Source organism: Pseudomonas sp. GG8 (assembly GCF_052976945.1).
Window position 1 is genome coordinate 1,776,650 of record NZ_JBRIIP010000001.1, and the last position, 17,790, is coordinate 1,794,439.

A 17,790-nucleotide genomic window follows, 5' to 3' on the forward strand; every position below is an offset into this window, starting at 1 on the left:
CCATGCAGACCTCTCCAGAAGTGAGCGCACACGTGCCGAACGCGAATACTCCGGTCCTGACCATCGACAATCTGAGCGTGGAGTTTCCCGCTTACCGCAGTACGGTCAAGGCCCTCAACGGCGTTTCGCTGCACGTCAATCCTGGCGAAATCGTCGGAGTGATCGGCGAGTCCGGTTCAGGTAAATCCGTCACCGCCATGCTCAGTCTGCGCCTGTTGCCCGAACGCAGTTACCACGTCAGTGGCGGCAGCCTGCACATTCTGGGTCGCGACATGCTCGCGGCCAAAGAAAAAGACCTGCTTAAAGTCCGTGGCCGTGACGTCGCGATGATTTTCCAGGAGCCGATGACTGCGCTTAACCCGACCCGCCGTATCGGTCGACAGATGCTTGATGTGATCATTCATCACCAGCACTTGAGCAAGGCCGATGCACGGGCCAAGGCCATTGCTCTATTGCGTGACATGCACATTGCCGACCCTGAGCAGGTGTTGGAAAGCTACCCCTTCGAGCTGTCGGGCGGCATGCGTCAGCGGGTGATGATCGCGTTGGCTTTTTCCTGCGATCCACAGCTGCTGATTGCCGACGAACCGACCACTGCGCTGGACGTCACTGTGCAGCGTCAGGTGCTGCTGCTGTTGCGGGAAAAAGCCCGAGAGCGTGGCACTGCAATCCTGTTGATCACCCATGATATGGCGCTGGTGTCGCAGTTCTGCGATCGGGTCTACGTGATGTATACCGGCGCCGTGGTGGAGCAGGGGGCGACTGGCGAGGTCATGGTCGATCCGCGCCATCCCTATACTCGCGGTTTGCTCAGCGGCCTGCCGGAGCAAGTGCAGCCGGGTGAAGACCTGATGACTATTCCTGGCCAGGTTCCGAATCTTGCCGCGTTGCCCGCAGGTTGTACGTTCCGCGACCGCTGTCAGTACGCGATGCCGGTCTGCAGCAAACGCCCGCCCTTGCAAGCCATTGACGCCGAAGGTCTGCGCAAGAGCGCTTGCTGGCTGACTGTACAGGAGCAAACATCATGATCAGCACTGCACGTAAACGACTGCCCAGCGACAATGCGGCGATTCTCGGCCTGAGCGATGTGCGGGTGCATTTCCCGGTGGGCAGCGATTGGCTGGGGCGTCCCAAGGGCATGGCTCATGCCTTGAACGGTATTGATCTGGACGTTCGTGCTGGTGAAACTCTCGGCGTGGTCGGTGAGTCCGGTTGTGGCAAAAGTACGTTGGCGCAACTGTTGATGGGGCTGATCAAACCCACCAGCGGGACGCTGGACTGGATCTATAACGACGCCCGCGAGCGCAGCAGTAATGTGCAGATCGTGTTCCAGGACCCGCAGTCGTCTCTCGATCCGCGTCTGCCGATCTGGAAAATCATCACCGAGCCGCTGTCCGTCCAGCGCGCCGTCCCGCGTCGAGAGATGCGCGATATCGCAGCCAAAGTTGCAGCTCAAGTGGGCATTCGCACCGAGTACATGGACCGCTTTGCCCACCAATTTTCCGGTGGGCAGCGGCAACGCATTGCCATCGCCCGAGCACTGTCGTCCAACCCGGACATCATCGTCCTCGACGAGCCGACCTCGGCACTGGACATTTCGGTGCAAGCGCAGATCCTCAACTTGCTGAGTGAACTGCAACGCAGTCGCGACCTGACCTACATCCTGATCTCGCACAACGTTTCCGTCGTCCGGCACATGGCCGACCGTGTGGCCGTGATGTACCTGGGGCAGATAGTCGAACTGGGCAGCGCCGCCGAAGTGCTTGATCACCCGAGGCACCCTTACACGCAATTGTTGCTGGACGCGGTGCCACGTCTTGGCGCGCCGATTGATAATGCCCAGGTCGCCGCCCCCACTGAACTGCCCGGCAACCGCAACCTGCCCACCGGCTGTTTCTTCCGCGACCGCTGCCCGCGTGCCACTGCTGGCTGTGACAAACCGCAGGCGTTGGTGGCGACGAAGGGTGAGGCAAGGGACCGCCTGGTGCGCTGTCACTTGGAGTCTGTGATGTTGTGATGTTGTGATCAGGAGGGAGGTTGGGTACGCGGCGGGTCGAAAAAACGGGTCTTCTTCAAGCAACGGCTTCCTTTTCAAGGCGTAAGTCCGTACAACGCTGCATCGCCATTCCCCTGTTCGCACTTGCGTTGCGAATATGCGGTTGTCATTCCTTGTAGTGGATTTGCTCGCATGATCAAAAGTCTGGGTTTCAGTAGGAAGATTCTGCTCGCCGCCACGTTAATTATTGTTGTCGCATTTACGAGTTTTATTGCCGTGAATGACTATCGGCAACGTCAAACCGTGCGTGCCAATGTTTTTCTTGAACTGCAACAGTTAGCCAGTCTCACTACGCATAACATCCAGACTTGGCTGGAAAGCCGCACTCAGTTGCTGCAATCGATGGCCCAGCAAATTGCCGTTGACGGCACATCCCCGGGTACGCTGCAACGGGTGGTCGGGCTGCCAGCTTACGTCGATAATTTTCAGCTGAGCTATTTTGGCGGTAATGATGGCGTGATGTTTTCCGTCCCGGCGGGCAACCGCGCTGCGGATTACGACCCACGCCTTCGCGGCTGGTACAAGGCGGCTGAAAGCGCCCGGACGACCATCGTGACGGAACCGTATATTGCTGCGTCTTCGGGCAAACTGGTGGTCACCCTGGCCACTCCCGTCAAACATGACAATCAGTTTGTCGGGGTGGCGGGCGCCGATATCGCGCTGGACAGCATCAGCAATACCATCAACGCTCTGAATTTTGGTGGTCACGGCTATGCATTCATCGTCAGCGGTGACGGCAAAATTCTGGTTCACCCGGACAGCAAGCTGGTCCTGAAAAACCTGAGCGATGCCTACCCGACCGGTACGCCAAAAATTGCTCCCGGGGTTACTGAAGTCGACTTGCCCGGCAAGTCGGAATTCATCTCCTTCACCCATGTCGACGGCCTTGCTTCGGCGAATTGGTACGTGGCGCTGGTACTTGATCAAGACGCGGCCTATTCGATGCTCAGTGAGTTCCGCACTTCGGCGCTGACCGCCATGGTGGTGGTCGTGGTCTTTATCATCGTGCTGTTGGGCCTGCTGATTCGTGTGCTCATGCAGCCGTTGCACCTGATGAGCCGAGCGATGCAGGACATCGCCGACGGTGAGGGTGATTTGACCAAGCGTCTGTCCATCCATTCTCAGGATGAGTTCGGCGCGTTGGCGCAGTCATTCAACCGTTTCGTTGAACGTATCCATGCGTCGATTCGAGAAGTGGCCAACACCGCCGCTCATCTCAGCGAGGTGGCTGCGCGGGTCGTGTGTGCTTCAAACTCGTCCATGCTCAACTCCGACGAGCAAGCCAACCGGACCAGCAGTGTTGCTGCGGCTATCAACGAACTGGGTGCGGCGGCCCAGGAAATCGCGCAAAACGCATCCTTGGCCTCGCAGCATTCCAGCGCTGCCAGCCACCTTGCCAGCGATGGTCAGAAGGTCGTGCAGCAGACTATCCAGGCGATGAATCTATTGTCGGAAAAAATCAGCTCGTCTTGCGTCAACATTGAGAGCCTCAACAGCAAGACCGTCAACATTGGCCAGATTCTTGAGGTGATCACCAGCATTTCGCAGCAGACCAATTTGCTCGCGCTCAATGCCGCCATTGAAGCGGCAAGGGCGGGCGAGGCAGGCCGAGGCTTCGCCGTGGTGGCCGATGAAGTGCGCAACCTTGCGCATCGCACCCAGGATTCGGCTCAGCAAGTGCAGAAAATGATCGAAGAGTTGCAGGTTGGCGCACGGGAAGCGGTAGTGACCATGACCGAAAGCCAGCGCCAGAGCGAAACCAGCGTCACCATCGCCAATCAGGCCGGAGATCGACTGAGTAGCGTGACTGGCCGCATAGGCGAAATCGACGGTATGAACCAGTCGGTTGCTACCGCGACCGAGGAGCAAACGGCCGTCGTCGAGTCGATCAATGTTGATATCACTCAAATCAACACCTTGAATCAGGATGGTGTAGGCAACCTGAAATCGACCCTTGAAGCCTGTGCCGACCTGGAGCACCAAGCCGCTACGTTGCAGCATCTGGTGGGGACGTTCCGCATCTGAGTCTGCGTTAGACGTCCCCGGCCTTCGCAGAGAGGGCCGAGGCGTCTACAAACCGTCAACCAATCGTTACCTTACTGTCATCCCCGGTTCATGGGCCTGAAACACCTTCTCTTTACTGTCAGTTGCACACAAACGCAGCCGTGCAAAGGCTGTTCAACCAGACAGAGAAGCCCATGAACGCAGCTATCCATGTCGACCGTCTGAACAAGACTTTTGCTCGCAAGGCTGCTTTGATTGATCTTGCGTTGTCTATACAACCCGGTGAAATGGTCGCGCTGATCGGCGCTTCAGGTTCGGGAAAATCCACGCTGTTGCGCCATATGGCGGGGCTCGCGCGTTGTGATCGCACCAACGGCGGCCGGGTGCAGGTGCTGGGCCGCGAAGTGCAGGCCTCAGGCCGCCTCAATGGCAACGTCCGCCAGCTGCGGGCCGATATCGGCTACATCTTCCAACAGTTCAATCTGGTCAATCGCCTCAGTGTGCTGGACAACGTGTTACTCGGTTGTCTGGGGCGCATGCCCGGCTGGCGCGGCAATCTGGGCCTGTTCAATACTCAGGAAAAACAGTGGGCGATGGAGTCCCTGGACCGCGTGGGTCTGGCCGATCTCGCCACTCAGCGCGCCTCGACCCTTTCAGGCGGTCAACAACAGCGCGTGGCGATTGCTCGTGCGTTGACCCAGCGGGCCGACGTTATTCTGGCCGATGAACCTATTGCGTCACTGGACCCTGAGTCCGCACGCAAGGTCATGGAAATCCTCGCCGATATCAATCGCCGTGACGGCAAGACCGTTGTCGTCACCCTGCATCAAGTGGATTACGCCGTGCGTTATTGCCAACGCGCCGTGGCCCTTAAAGCCGGGCGCATTCATTTTGATGGCGCCGCTGAAGCACTCAGCACTCAACTTCTCAACGACCTGTACGGTGCGGATCTGGACAGCAGTCTTCTGTTCTCCGACAAAACGCGTAGCGCCGAAAGACCGTTAAAACTGGCGCTTGCGCAGGCCTGATTTCGTTGCAGTTGCTCTAAAAAACAAACAACCAACGCCACCTTCAGGAATCCTTCCATGTTGAATCGTATGGGTCGTGTTTTCGCGTCTGCCGCCTTACTGGCCACCTGTTTCCTGAGCACCGCTCAGGCTGAAGAAAAAGTCATCAACTTCGGCCTTATGTCCACCGAGTCTTCGACCAATCTGCGAAGCGTCTGGCAGCCGTTCCTCGACGATATGTCGAAAAAAACCGGTCTTAAAGTCAACGCGACCTTCGCCTCCGACTATGCCGGATTGATTCAGGGTATGCGCTTCAATAAGGTCGATATCGCCTGGTTGGGCAACAAGGGCGCGATGGAAGCCGTGGACCGTTCCAACGGTGAAATCTTTGCCCAGACTGCCGCCGCCAATGGGGCCGCCGGTTACTGGAGCCTGTTGATCGTGCGCAAGGACAGTCCGATCAACTCGGTCGAAGACATGCTCAAAAACGCCAAGGACCTGACCTTCGGCAACGGTGATCCAAACTCCACCTCCGGTTACCTGGTGCCGGGCTACTACGTCTTCGCCAAGAACAATGTGAATGCCGCCACCGCCTTCAAACGTACGCTCAACTCCAGCCATGAAGTGAACGCCTTGAGCGTGGCCAAAGGTCAACTCGACGTTGCCACTTTTAACACTGAAAGCTGGGACCGTCTGGTCGTTACCCAACCGGACCAGGCCGCCATGCTCAAGGTCATCTGGAAGTCGCCATTGATCCCTGCCGATCCGATGGTCTGGAACAAAGGTCTGTCGGATGTCGACAAGGGAAAAATTCGCGAGTTCTTCGCCACCTACGGCGATACCGATCACGAGAAGGCTGTACTCAAAGAGATGCAGTTGGGCAAGTTCCTGCCGTCCTCCGACGATCAATTACTGCCGATCCGCCAGCTTGATCTGTTCAAGCAGCGCACCGAAGTCAATGCCAGCACCACCCTCGACGCCAAAGAAAAAGCCGAGCGACTGAAAGAGCTCGATGCGGGTCTGGCCAAGCTGCAAGAACGAATCACCAAGCTGGAAAAGAAGAGCACCTCCAGCGCCAGCGCCGGTTGACGCCTGCCGACGCGACGCCCCCGCGCGTCGCGTCATCGCAGCCTTTTATGGCTGCCCTATTTGAGAGCCGTTTATGACTTCCAATGCTGCACATGCTGAAGCCGTCGGCAAACGTACCTGGCCGCAATATGTGGGCTGGGGCCTGTTCCTCGCCATGCTGGCCTGGGCCTGGCATGGCGCTGAGATGAACCCGCTGGCGCTGTACCGCGATGCAGGGAACATGGCGACCTTCGCAGGTGACTTCTTCCCGCCAGATTTCCGCGAATGGCGCTCGTACCTCAAAGAAATGATTGTCACGGTGCAGATCGCACTGTGGGGCACGGTGCTGGCGATTGTCTGCTCGGTGCCGTTGGGGATTCTGTGCGCCGAGAACATCACCCCGTGGTGGATTCATCAGCCATTGCGCCGAGTCATGGACTCGTTCCGTTCGATCAACGAAATGGTGTTCGCGATGCTGTTTGTGGTCGCGGTCGGTCTGGGCCCGTTCGCTGGCGTTCTGGCGTTGTGGATCAGCACCACGGGGGTCCTCGCCAAGCTGTTTGCTGAAGCGGTCGAGGCCATTGATCCAGGCCCCGTCGAAGGCGTGCGCGCTACCGGCGCCAGTGCTCTGCAAGAAGTCATCTACGGGGTCATCCCGCAAGTCATGCCGCTATGGATTTCCTACGCCCTGTATCGCTTCGAGTCCAACGTACGCTCGGCCACGGTGGTCGGAATGGTCGGTGCCGGGGGGATTGGCGTGATCCTTTGGGAGAACATCCGGTCTTTCCAGTTCGTCCAGACCTGCGCCGTATTGCTGGTGATTATCGTCGTGGTGAGCGTGATCGACATCCTGTCGCAACGCCTGCGTAAACAGTTCATTTAACGGAGAGGGTGCCAAACGGCGCTTTTTTTAAACCATGCAGTTGTCTAGACAAATTGAACCCGTTTACCGCGAACTGGCGGACACTTTGCGCCGGGAGCTCGGCGATTATCGGGCCGGGGATTACCTGCCAGCGGAGATCCGCCTGGCCGCGCGATTTTCCGTCAACCGGCATACCGTGCGCCGCGCCATTGATGAGTTGGTGCTCGATGGCAGCGTGTTGCGTCGCCAGGGCCGTGGCACCCAGGTCCTGGAGCGTCCGCTGATCTATCCGCTGGTTGCAGAAAGCGCGTATAGCCAGTCGTTATCGGCGCTCGGGCATGGGGTTGAAGCCCGGCTGCTGCAGCGGCGTAGTTGCCTGGCCAACCGCGATGAGGCGAGGCACCTGGGACTGGCCGATCAGGCACCGCTGATTGAGCTGCAAACATTGCGCATGGTCGACGGTCAGCCCGTGAGCTTGATCCGCCACCGTTACTGCGCCAGCCGAACCGAGCTGCTGGCGCCTTATACCGGGGGCTCGCTGCGCCAGTTTTTCGCTGAGCGCGACCTGCCGTTGACCCGCACATTCAGCCTGATTGGCGCGCGCCTGCCGAGTCGTGAGGAGGCGGGTCTGTTGCTCATGCCCCGTCATTTGCCCGCGCTCAGCGTTTTTACCCTTTCCCGTGATTCGTCCGGCCAGCCGGTGGAGCTTGCGCAGTCCACCAGCCGCTCGGACCGTTTCCAATATCAGGTCATCACATGATGGAGATGCCGACGATGAGTTCCGCTCCTGTAGCCCCGCACGCAGCCCGACAACAGTGGATCGGCGTACTCGCCCGTGCCCACCGTGGCGAATTGAGTGGCCATGAAGCGGCCCTGCGTGACACCGAATATCAACTGATTCGCGCTCCGGAAATCGGCATGACCCTGGTCCGTGGGCGCATGGGCGGCACCGGTGCGCCGTTCAACGTCGGTGAGATGAGCGTGACCCGCTGTGTAGTGCGCCTGGCGGATGGGCGCACCGGTTACAGCTATCTGGCCGGGCGCGACAAGGCTCATGCCGAACTGGCCGCGTTGGCCGACGCGCATCTGCAAGGCCCGCAACAGGCGCGCTGGTTGAGTGAGTTGATCGAACCCCTGGCCTGCGCCCACGCCGCACGCCGCGCCGAAAAAGACGCTGAAACCGCAGCGACCAAGGTCGAGTTCTTTACCTTGGTCCGAGGAGAAGACTGATGAGTACAACCCTTTTGCAACCGGCATTTGCCGACCCGGTGCTGGACGCTCAGCGCAGCTTCCGTGCGGCGCTCAAGGCCCTGGCCGGGCCGGGTGTGGCCCAACCGCTGGAACAAGCTCCGCCGCTGGAAGGGCTGGCGCCAGCGAGCTACGCGCTGTGTCTGGCGCTGCTCGATGTCGACACGCCGCTGTGGCTGGCGCCAGCATTCGATACGCCGATGATTCGCGCCAATCTGGCCTTTCACTGTGGCTGCACGATGGTCAGCCGTCGTGAACAGGCACGTTTTGCGTTGCTTGATGGCAGCGAGCTTGGTGATTTACAGGGCTTCGATCCGGGCAATGACCGTTACCCCGATCAGTCCTGCACCTTGTTGATCCAGTTGGCTCAGCTCGATGGCGGGCATCCTCTGGCGTGGCGCGGCCCCGGCATCCAGCACGAAAATCGGGTCGCCTTGCCACTGTCTGACGGGTTCTGGAGCGAGCGCGACGCACACAACAATTTCCCCCGAGGGCTGGATGCGTTTTTTCTCGCCGGGCACAGCGTCATCGGTCTGCCGCGCAATACCCGCATCAGCCACGTGAATCCAACAACCCTGGCTGAGGAGTTTGCCTGATGTACGTAGCCGTAAAAGGTGGCGAGCAGGCCATCGACAATGCCCACCGTTTGTTGGCGAAAAAGCGCCGCGGTGACACCACGATTGCGGAGTTGGCAGTCGAGCAGATTCGTCAGCAACTGCCATTGGCCGTGGCCCGAGTGATGAGCGAGGGATCGCTGTACGACGAGCAGTTGGCCGCCCTAGCGATCAAGCAAGCCGCCGGGGATTTGATCGAGGCGATCTTCCTGCTGCGCGCCTATCGCACCACGCTCCCACGTTTCAGCGCCAGCCTGCCGATTGATACCTCGGTCATGCAACTGAGCCGACGCTTATCCGCAACCTTCAAGGATGTGCCGGGTGGGCAGCTGTTGGGCCCGACCTTCGACTACACCCATCGCTTGCTGGACTTCACATTGCTGGCTGAAGGCGAACATCCGGGACCGCACGTAGAGGAGGGCGCGACACTCGAACCTTGCCCGCGCGTCCTCGGTTTGTTGGCCAAGGAAGGCTTGATCAAAACTGAGAGTGACAGTGGCGAAGCCGTTGCCGACATCACACGTGATCCTCTGGAGTTCCCTTCCAGCCGTGCCCAGCGCTTGCAGGCCCTGGCCCGTGGCGATGAAGGATTTCTGCTGGCGCTGGGCTATTCCACCCAGCGCGGTTATGGACGCAATCACCCGTTCGCCGGGGAAATCCGCATCGGTGAAGTGGAGGTCTGGATCGAACCGGAAGAGCTCGGCTTTCCTATCGCCATCGGCACCCTCGAAGTGACCGAGTGCGAAATGGTTAATCAGTTCGTTGGCTCTGGCGCGGAACTCGCTCAGTTCACCCGAGGCTACGGTCTGGCGTTTGGGCATGCCGAGCGTAAAGCCATGGGCATGGCTTTGGTGGACCGCTCACTGCGGGCTGAGGAGTTCAACGAAGAAATCCAGTCGCCGGCGCAGCAGGAGGAGTTTGTCCTCAGCCATTGCGACAACGTCGAGGCGGCCGGTTTCGTATCGCACCTCAAGCTGCCGCACTACGTCGACTTCCAGTCCGAGCTGGAACTGATCCGCAAGCTGCGCAAGCCCGCAGCCGTGCAGGCCACTGTGCAGGAGAGTCAGCAATGAACAGCGTGACGCATGACCGTCCAGTGCGCGACGAGGCCTACAACTTCGCTTATCTCGATGAGCAAACTAAACGCATGATTCGGCGCGGCCTGCTCAAGGCCGTGGCGATTCCCGGTTATCAGGTGCCCTTTGGCGGTCGCGAAATGCCGCTGCCGTATGGTTGGGGCACGGGTGGCATGCAAATGACCGCAGCCATTCTTGGGGCTGATGACGTGCTCAAGGTCATCGATCAGGGCGCGGATGACACCACGAATGCGGTCTCGATTAGGCGATTTTTTGCCCGCACCGCTGGCATTGCGACCACCGAACGCACGCCGGAAGCAACGGTGATCCAGACCCGTCACCGGATCCCGGAAACCCCGCTGCACGCGGATCAGATCATGGTCTATCAGGTGCCAATCCCGGAGCCGCTGCGCTTTATCGAACCGTCGGAAACCGAGACCCGGACCATGCACGCGCTGAACGACTATGGGGTGATGCACGTGAAACTCTACGAGGACATCGCCACCTTCGGCCACATCGCCACCAGCTACGCCTACCCGGTGATGGTCGATGATCGCTATGTGATGGACCCGTCGCCGATTCCAAAATTCGACAACCCGAAGCTCGACATGAGCCCAGCGTTGATGCTGTTCGGCGCCGGTCGTGAAAAGCGCCTGTACGCCGTGCCGCCTTACACCCGGGTGGTGAGTCTGGATTTTGAAGATCACCCGTTTGCAATCCAGACGTGGGAAGAGTGCTGCGCGATCTGCGGCAGCCGCGACTCTTATCTGGATGAACTGATCCTCGACGACGCCGGCACCCAGAGCTTCGTCTGCTCGGACACCGACTATTGCGCCCAGCGCAGCAGCGAACAGGAGGCCGGTCAATGAACAACCCAGTGCAACACTCCCAGCGGTTGCGGGACCGGCAAGCCGACCGTGCGCAGCCGCTGCTCGAAGTACGGGGTCTGTCGCGTTTATACGGGCCGGAGAAAGGCTGTCAGGACGTGAGCTTCGACCTGTACCCCGGCGAAGTGTTGGGCATCGTCGGCGAGTCCGGCTCGGGCAAATCGACCTTGTTGTCCTTGCTCAGCGGCCGTTGCCCGCCCGACAGCGGTGCCGTCGCGTATCGACGTAAAGAGGGCGACTGGCTCGACCTCTACAGCGCCAGCGAAGCCGAACGCCGCACTTTGCTGCGCACCGAATGGGGGTTTGTGGAACAGAGTCCGCGCGATGGCCTGCGCATGGGCGTGTCGGCTGGCGCCAACATCGGTGAGCGACTGATGGCTCAAGGCGTACGTCACTATGGGCAATTGCGGGCCGCCGGAATCGACTGGCTGACCCAGGTGGAAATTGACCCGCTGCGCATTGACGACCTGCCGCGTACGTTTTCTGGCGGCATGCAACAACGCTTGCAGATCGCCCGCAACCTGGTTTCCGGTCCGCGCCTGGTATTCATGGACGAGCCGACAGGGGGGCTCGACGTCTCGGTCCAGGCGCGCTTGCTTGACCTGTTGCGTGGTCTGGTACGGGAGCTGGACCTGGCGGTGGTGATTGTCACCCATGACCTTGCCGTGGCGCGGTTGTTGGCCGACCGGCTGATGGTCATGCGGCGCTCCAACGTAGTGGAAGCCGGGCTGACCGATCAGATCCTTGATGACCCGCAGCATCCGTATTCGCAGCTGCTGGTGTCTTCGGTACTGCAACCGTGATCCGTCCATCCGCCGGGCGATCCCCGGCCGCCGTCGTCTTTTTGGGGTGTGCTTGATGAACAGGCTGATCGAGGTCCGCGACCTCTCGAAAACCTTTACGCTACATCAGCAGAACGGTGTGGTGCTCAACGTACTGGACGGCCTGAGCTTTACCGTCAATGCAGGCGAATGCCTGGTGCTGCATGGACAGTCCGGTGCGGGTAAAAGCACCTTACTGCGCACGCTGTACGGCAACTATCTACCGGCGGGTGGCAGCATTCGGGTGCAACATGAAGGTGGCTGGCTGGAACTGGTCGGGGCCCAACCGCGTGATGTGTTGGCCGTACGCCAGCAAACCCTCGGCTATGTCAGCCAGTTTCTGCGGGTGATCCCGCGTGTCGCCAGTCTGGACGTGGTCATGGAGCCGGCACTGGCGCGAGGCTGGTCGAAGACGTTGGCCAAGGCCCGCGCAGAAAACCTGCTGGCACGACTGAATATTCCGCAGCGCCTGTGGCAGCTGGCGCCCGGCACCTTCTCTGGCGGAGAGCAGCAGCGGGTGAACATCGCTCGCGGCTTCATGGTCGCCTGGCCCGTGATGCTGCTGGACGAACCCACGGCGTCACTGGATGACACCAATCGTCAGGTTGTACTCGAACTGATGAACGAAGCCAAAGCGGGAGGGGCTGCCTTGATCGGTATTTTTCACGACCGTGCTGCCCGTGAAGCGGTCGCCGACCGCCATCTCGACATGACCCCGAATGCTCCGACGGCAAAGGAATCACTGCCATGCTGACCGAACAGATCCTTAGCAACGCGCAACTGGTCACCGCCGACCGGGTTTTCAACGGTACGGTGGTGCTGCGTAACGGCCTGATCGTCGAGGTGGACGAGGGCAGCAGCAGGCTGCCTCAAGCACATGACCTGCAAGGCGATTACCTGCTGCCGGGTTTGATCGAACTGCACACCGATAACCTGGAAAAACACATGACGCCGCGCCCCGGTGTTGACTGGCCATCGACCTCGGCTGTACTCAGTCATGACGCGCAGATCGTGGCTGCGGGCATCACAACGGTGTTCGATGCGCTGTCCATCGGTGACGTAAACCCCAAGGGCAATCGCATGCAGAAATTGCCAGCGATGCTCGACGCCATCGCTACGGCCAATGCCGCTGGCCTGACCCGCGCCGAACACCGTCTGCACCTGCGTTGTGAACTGTGCCACCCGGACACCCTGAGCGTGTTCCGCGATCTGGTGGAGAATCCGCTGGTGCAACTGGTGTCGGTTATGGACCATTCGCCAGGTCAGCGTCAGTTCGCCCTGGAGTCCAAGTACCGCGAGTACTACATGGGTAAGTACCACCTGACGACGGTCGAGATGGACGCGTTCATCGTCACCCAGATGGCTAACTCCCGTGAGTTCAGTAGCCGTTACCGGCGCGCCATTGTCGAGGATTGCCTGGCACGCGGTCTGTCGGTGGCCAGCCACGATGATGCGACCCTGGCGCACGTCGAAGAATCGGCCAGCTACGGGATGACCATCGCTGAGTTCCCGACCACCCTGGAAGCAGCACGGGGCTCCCATCGTCTGGGCATGGGGGTGTTGATGGGCGCACCGAACATCGTGCGTGGCGGTTCGCACTCGGGCAATGTGGCGGCGGCCGACCTTGCTAAAGAAGGACTACTGGATATCCTCTCCAGCGATTATTATCCGGCCAGTCTGTTGCAGGCGGCATTTATGTTGGCTGCCCGGCACGAAGACCAGCGGCATAACGATTGTGATCTGCCTCAAGCCGTCGGCATGGTCAGTCGCGCCCCGGCCCAGGCCGCCGGGCTCAATGACCGGGGTGAGATCCGGGTCGGGCTGCGTGCCGACCTGATTCACGCTAGACGTCAGGACGGATTACCGGTGATTCAACAGGTTTGGCGACAAGCGAAGAGGGTGTTTTGATGGCGGGCAGGTTGATCTATCTCATCGGACCTTCAGGTTCGGGCAAGGACAGCCTGCTCGACGCTGCACGTGAGCCGTTAGCCGATCAGGGCTGCCGGATCGTGCGGCGGGTCATCACCCGTTCGGCTGAAGCGGTCGGTGAGGCGGCGCAAGCGGTCAGCATCGAGCAGTTCATGGCGATGCAAGACGAGGGAGCGTTCGCCTTGAGCTGGCAAGCCAATGGCTTGCACTACGGGATCCCAAAGGAAATCGACGAATGGCTGGAGGCCGGGCTGGATGTTTTGGTCAACGGCTCGCGTGCTTATCTGCCTCAAGTGCATCAACGCTATCCGAGGTTGCTCGCGCTGCTGTTAACGGTGGATCAGGCCGTGTTGCGTCAGCGTTTGCAGGCCCGTGGTCGTGAATCACTGCCGGAGATCGAAGCACGATTGGCGCGCAATGCCGATTTCGCTGCGGCCTTGATGGCAGCTGAGGATAAGGCGTTGTGGCTGCTGGATAACTCCGGCCCCATCGAACAGACCCTTGAGCGGCTGCTGCAACTGATAGGTAAAGAGCCCGCATGCACCTGACTTTGCTGGGCACCGGCGATGCGCGTCAGGTACCGGTCTACGGTTGCGACTGCCCGGCGTGCGCCGCTGCACGCTCGGACCAGCGTTTGCGCCGTCTACCGTGTAGCGCTCTGATTGAATGCGCCGGCCAACGCTGGCTGATCGACACGGGCCTGACCGACATTACCGAGCGTTTCCCGCCGCGCAGCTTTGACGGCATCCTGCAAACCCATTACCACGCGGACCACGCACAAGGCCTGCTGCATTTGCGTTGGGGCCAGGGATGGGTCATTCCGGTACATGGGCCGGTCGATCCAGAAGGCTTTTCCGACCTGTACAAACACCCGGGTATTCTCGACTTCAGTCGGCCCTTTGCTGCCTTTGAAACGCGGCAGTTCGGTGCCCTGAGCGTGACCGCGGTGCCGTTGATGCATTCAAAGCCCACGCTGGGCTACCTGCTTGAAGGTGAGGGGCGACGCATCGCTTACCTCACCGACACCGTCGGCCTGCCAGAGTCGACTCGCGATTTTCTGCAATGCCAGCCCCTCGATGTATTGGTGCTGGACTGCTCCATGCCCCCCCAAGCCCAGACACCCCGCAACCACAACGATCTCAACCTGGCGCTGGCTTGCATCGCCGACCTGCAGCCGCATCAAGCGGTGTTGACCCATATTGGCCACACGCTGGATGCCTGGTTGCTGGATGAGGCGCATCAACTGCCGGCAAGGGTGATCGTTGCGCATGATGGTATGGTGCTGTGACAAGGCAGTGGATTTCACCCGGCGCTGTGTTGCTGAGCGTTGTGATTCAGCGTGCGGCTGAAATTGATGATATTAGCCGCCTGTTCAATTGAGCCTTTCCCAATCCATCGAATCCTGCTTGGAGAAATACCGTGGCTAAAGCGTCTGCAACGATCGAAATTCCAGCGACTGCCGATCAAGTCTGGCAGCTGATAGGGGGGTTCAACTCATTGCCCGACTGGTTGCCGTTCATTGCCAAAAGCGAAGCGAGCGAGGGTGGGCGCGTGCGTCACCTGGAGACTGACGACGGCGCGGTGATTGTCGAACGACTCCAGACTTTCGATAACAAGGCGCGCACCTACACTTACTCCATTGATCAGGGGCCATTTCCGGTTACAGATTATCTGGCGAAGGTGCAGGTCCGGGAAGTGGCGGGCAAACAGGTGACTCAGGTCGAATGGTCGGGCAGCTTCACCCCGGCCGGCGTGACCGATGCAGAAGCCGTCGGGCTGTTCAGCGGTGTCTATAACGGTGGTCTTGAGGCACTCAAGGCTAACTTTCCAGGCTGAAGTTCATCGTGTCGTCATGTGTAAGATGGGCCGCTGACAAGTGTTCCTTCTTATACTCCAGGCTCTTTTCGATAAACCCTGGAGGCACCATGAAGTTGTATGGCTGGTTGGTATTGATGGGGGCAGTGTCGTGCGGCGTTGCCCAAGCCGCGTCGAAAGAAGTCTCGATGAATCTGGTGAGCGCTGACGGTCTGCCTCAGGCCATTGGCTCGGTTACGCTTAGCGAAACAGAATATGGGGTACTGTTCACGCCCAACCTGAAATCCTTGCCTGTTGGGGTACATGGTTTTCATGTGCATCAGAACAGCAGCTGTGAGGCCGCATTGAAAGACGGTAAAAAGTCTGCGGCAGAGGCGGCCGGAGGTCATTTCGATCCGCAGGGCACCAACAAACACCTTGGGCCATACGGTAAAGGTCACTTGGGTGATCTGCCTGCGATCTACGTAAATACCGATGGCACCGCGACCTATCCGGTGCTCGCGCCGCGGATCAAAAAGATTTCCGACATTGATGGCCATGCGTTGATGGTCCATGCCGGGGGCGACAACCATGCCGACACGCCAAAACCGCTGGGTGGTGGCGGTGGTCGCATGGCCTGTGGGGTCATCTGATTTTGGCCAGACAGGGCAAGGAAATTTTTACCGAAGGCTTGACTTGCCCTTTTCAATCAGTAACATAGACCACATTCCGCGATAGCTCAGTTGGTAGAGCAAATGACTGTTAATCATTGGGTCCCTGGTTCGAGTCCAGGTCGTGGAGCCACTTCCTTCAAGGTGCAAGTTTCAGGCCGTTGAGCGCTGGCTTGCACGCTTCTGATTAATCAAGGCACGCAGCTTGCATTGTCGCTGCTCCGGTGCCGCGATCATCATGCGGTTCGCTAGATTTTCAGCTCATTGCCCAAAAGCGCTACGTGGGCAAAGCTGGTCCTCCCAGTACCTTACCCAATCTTTTTCATCCCCTCCAGCTATCCCTCCAGCACCCTTTGCAACCTGTTTCTGCACGTTGTTTGTGTGCGTTTTCGTCTGAAAAAAGCCAAGTGTCAGCACGCGCGATGGCTGTGCATTATTTTTTACATTTCTGGTTAATCTTTAGTTCGTTGCTGTCGATACAGAAGCGATAGCCCAGAAAAGACTGAAGAACGCGGATGCTCCTCAAGGGAACGGAGGAATAACCGGTTTGCCCTCCAAAAAATAATGGCCATTTCGCGCTCTTTCGGAGAAAGGGAGCCCTTGGTCATGAAGACCCGAGCGGACACTAGACGCCATGAATAACAATTTGCGCTTCAGCCATAAAATTCTGCTGGCCGCTTCGCTGATCGTGATTACAACCTTCGCACTCTTTACCCTGTACAACGATTACTTGCAGCGCAATGCGATTCGCACCGATCTGAAGAACTACCTGCAAGAAATGGGTAGCGCCACTGCAGGCAACATTCAGACCTGGCTGAACGGGCGGACCCTGCTCATTGAAAACCTCTCGCAATCTGTTGCGCTTAATCCCGACGCAACGAACGTGGGCAATGTGCTCAACCAGAAAGCCCTCACTTCCAGCTTTATGAGCGTTTACCTCGGCGGTTCGGATGGCAGTTTTACTATACGGCCAGACAGCAAGATGCCGGACGGCTACGACCCACGCATACGGCCTTGGTATAAAGGTGCGCAAGGCAGCAACGTTTCGGCACTGACTGAACCCTATATTGATCTGGCAACTGGCGAGTTGGTGATTTCCATTGTTGATGCCGTGCAAAAGGCCGGTCAAAACCTTGGAGTAGTGGGTGGTGATTTGAGTCTGAAAACCATTGCCGACAGTATTAACGCGCTGGACTTCGACGGCATGGGTTATGCCTTTCTGGTCAGCTCCGACGGCAAAGTTCTGGTTCATCCAGACAAAGCCTTTGTGATGAAAACCCTCAAAGACATTTACCCGAAAGACACGCCACCGATCAGCGGCAATATCAGTGAAGTCCAGGTCGACGGTAAAACCCGTATCGTCACCTTCAGTCCTATCAAAGGCCTGTCCTCGGTTAGCTGGTACATCGGCCTGTCCGTGGATAAGGATAAAGCCTACGCAATGTTGAGCGAGTTCCGGGCCTCTGCGATTGTCGCGACCATCATCGCGGTCGTCATCATCATTGCGTTGCTTGGCATGCTGATCCGTTTTCTGATGCAGCCCCTGTATGTCATGACCCGCACCCTACAGGACATCGCCGATGGTGAGGGTGACCTGACCAAGCGCCTGACCATCCAGACTCAGGATGAGTTTGGCATTCTGGGTACCGCATTTAACCGTTTCGTTGAGCGAATTCACGGCTCTATCCGCGAAGTGTCCTCGGCCACTGAACACCTCAACGAGGTGGCAACGCGGGTGGTCTGCGCCTCCAAC

18 protein-coding genes, 1 tRNA gene and 2 pseudogenes are annotated in these 17,790 nt (G+C 59.0%); all 21 read left to right on the forward strand.

Features of this window, described 5'->3' with window-relative positions; translation table 11 throughout:
* Nucleotides 1-2 precede the first annotated feature (2 nt).
* Nucleotides 3-1,028, forward strand: coding sequence for an ABC transporter ATP-binding protein (locus ACVBEG_RS08680; RefSeq protein WP_322179638.1), 1,026 nt, complete (start codon nt 3-5; stop codon nt 1,026-1,028).
* On the forward strand, nt 1,025-2,017 hold the full coding sequence (locus ACVBEG_RS08685) for an oligopeptide/dipeptide ABC transporter ATP-binding protein (RefSeq protein ID WP_447107578.1): 993 nt from the start codon (nt 1,025-1,027) through the stop codon (nt 2,015-2,017). The genes ACVBEG_RS08680 and ACVBEG_RS08685 overlap by 4 nt, the downstream gene beginning before the upstream one ends.
* 171 nt (nt 2,018-2,188) lie before the next feature.
* Nucleotides 2,189-3,226 (forward strand): annotated as a pseudogene (locus tag ACVBEG_RS08690) (HAMP domain-containing protein); the annotation flags it as partial.
* Between the two features lie 90 nt (nt 3,227-3,316).
* Nucleotides 3,317-4,081: a methyl-accepting chemotaxis protein gene (locus tag ACVBEG_RS08695; RefSeq protein WP_407074630.1), complete on the forward strand. Its 765-nt coding sequence runs from the start codon at nt 3,317-3,319 to the stop codon at nt 4,079-4,081.
* Between the two features lie 173 nt (nt 4,082-4,254).
* Nucleotides 4,255-5,088 carry a phosphonate ABC transporter ATP-binding protein gene (gene phnC, locus ACVBEG_RS08700; protein WP_322215758.1) on the forward strand — a complete coding sequence of 278 codons (834 nt, stop codon included), beginning with the start codon at nt 4,255-4,257 and terminating at the stop codon, nt 5,086-5,088.
* 57 nt (nt 5,089-5,145) lie between these two features.
* The gene (phnD, locus tag ACVBEG_RS08705) at nt 5,146-6,156 is read left to right on the forward strand and encodes a phosphonate ABC transporter substrate-binding protein (RefSeq protein WP_322179634.1); all 1,011 of its coding nucleotides are present in this window, start codon (nt 5,146-5,148) and stop codon (nt 6,154-6,156) included.
* 73 nt (nt 6,157-6,229) lie between these two features.
* Nucleotides 6,230-7,018 (forward strand): phosphonate ABC transporter, permease protein PhnE, encoded by a 789-nt coding sequence (gene phnE / locus ACVBEG_RS08710; protein ID WP_322179633.1) that lies wholly within the window; start codon nt 6,230-6,232, stop codon nt 7,016-7,018.
* 34 nt (nt 7,019-7,052) lie between these two features.
* Nucleotides 7,053-7,757 carry a phosphonate metabolism transcriptional regulator PhnF gene (phnF, locus tag ACVBEG_RS08715; RefSeq protein ID WP_219060709.1) on the forward strand — a complete coding sequence of 235 codons (705 nt, stop codon included), beginning with the start codon at nt 7,053-7,055 and terminating at the stop codon, nt 7,755-7,757.
* Nucleotides 7,758-7,771: 14 nt separating this feature from the next.
* Nucleotides 7,772-8,227 carry a phosphonate C-P lyase system protein PhnG gene (gene phnG, locus ACVBEG_RS08720; RefSeq protein WP_322179632.1) on the forward strand — a complete coding sequence of 152 codons (456 nt, stop codon included), beginning with the start codon at nt 7,772-7,774 and terminating at the stop codon, nt 8,225-8,227.
* A complete protein-coding gene (phnH, locus tag ACVBEG_RS08725) occupies nt 8,227-8,841 on the forward strand; it encodes a phosphonate C-P lyase system protein PhnH (protein ID WP_447107579.1) in 615 nt (204 codons plus the stop codon). Before phnG ends, phnH begins: the two co-directional genes overlap by 1 nt.
* A complete protein-coding gene (locus ACVBEG_RS08730; RefSeq protein ID WP_322179629.1) occupies nt 8,841-9,932 on the forward strand; it encodes a carbon-phosphorus lyase complex subunit PhnI in 1,092 nt (363 codons plus the stop codon). The genes phnH and ACVBEG_RS08730 overlap by 1 nt, the downstream gene beginning before the upstream one ends.
* Nucleotides 9,929-10,804, forward strand: coding sequence for an alpha-D-ribose 1-methylphosphonate 5-phosphate C-P-lyase PhnJ (locus ACVBEG_RS08735; protein ID WP_447107580.1), 876 nt, complete (start codon nt 9,929-9,931; stop codon nt 10,802-10,804). The genes ACVBEG_RS08730 and ACVBEG_RS08735 overlap by 4 nt, the downstream gene beginning before the upstream one ends.
* Nucleotides 10,801-11,625: a phosphonate C-P lyase system protein PhnK gene (phnK, locus tag ACVBEG_RS08740; protein WP_447107581.1), complete on the forward strand. Its 825-nt coding sequence runs from the start codon at nt 10,801-10,803 to the stop codon at nt 11,623-11,625. The genes ACVBEG_RS08735 and phnK overlap by 4 nt, the downstream gene beginning before the upstream one ends.
* Before the next feature lie 55 nt (nt 11,626-11,680).
* Nucleotides 11,681-12,397: a phosphonate C-P lyase system protein PhnL gene (gene phnL, locus ACVBEG_RS08745; protein WP_322179626.1), complete on the forward strand. Its 717-nt coding sequence runs from the start codon at nt 11,681-11,683 to the stop codon at nt 12,395-12,397.
* Nucleotides 12,391-13,551 carry an alpha-D-ribose 1-methylphosphonate 5-triphosphate diphosphatase gene (locus ACVBEG_RS08750; protein ID WP_447107582.1) on the forward strand — a complete coding sequence of 387 codons (1,161 nt, stop codon included), beginning with the start codon at nt 12,391-12,393 and terminating at the stop codon, nt 13,549-13,551. The genes phnL and ACVBEG_RS08750 overlap by 7 nt, the downstream gene beginning before the upstream one ends.
* The gene (gene phnN, locus ACVBEG_RS08755; RefSeq protein ID WP_322179624.1) at nt 13,551-14,120 is read left to right on the forward strand and encodes a phosphonate metabolism protein/1,5-bisphosphokinase (PRPP-forming) PhnN; all 570 of its coding nucleotides are present in this window, start codon (nt 13,551-13,553) and stop codon (nt 14,118-14,120) included. The genes ACVBEG_RS08750 and phnN overlap by 1 nt, the downstream gene beginning before the upstream one ends.
* Complete coding sequence (gene phnP / locus ACVBEG_RS08760) at nt 14,111-14,860, forward strand: phosphonate metabolism protein PhnP (protein ID WP_322179623.1); 750 nt, start codon at nt 14,111-14,113, stop codon at nt 14,858-14,860. The genes phnN and phnP overlap by 10 nt, the downstream gene beginning before the upstream one ends.
* 131 nt (nt 14,861-14,991) lie before the next feature.
* Nucleotides 14,992-15,408 (forward strand): SRPBCC family protein, encoded by a 417-nt coding sequence (locus tag ACVBEG_RS08765; RefSeq protein ID WP_322215769.1) that lies wholly within the window; start codon nt 14,992-14,994, stop codon nt 15,406-15,408.
* Nucleotides 15,409-15,497: 89 nt separating this feature from the next.
* The gene (sodC, locus tag ACVBEG_RS08770) at nt 15,498-16,019 is read left to right on the forward strand and encodes a superoxide dismutase [Cu-Zn] SodC (RefSeq protein WP_447107583.1); all 522 of its coding nucleotides are present in this window, start codon (nt 15,498-15,500) and stop codon (nt 16,017-16,019) included.
* A 75-nt stretch (nt 16,020-16,094) separates the two neighbouring features.
* Nucleotides 16,095-16,170 (forward strand) — tRNA-Asn (locus tag ACVBEG_RS08775).
* A 501-nt stretch (nt 16,171-16,671) separates the two neighbouring features.
* Nucleotides 16,672-17,703, forward strand: a pseudogene (locus ACVBEG_RS08780) (cache domain-containing protein); the annotation flags it as partial.
* Nucleotides 17,704-17,790 lie beyond the last annotated feature (87 nt).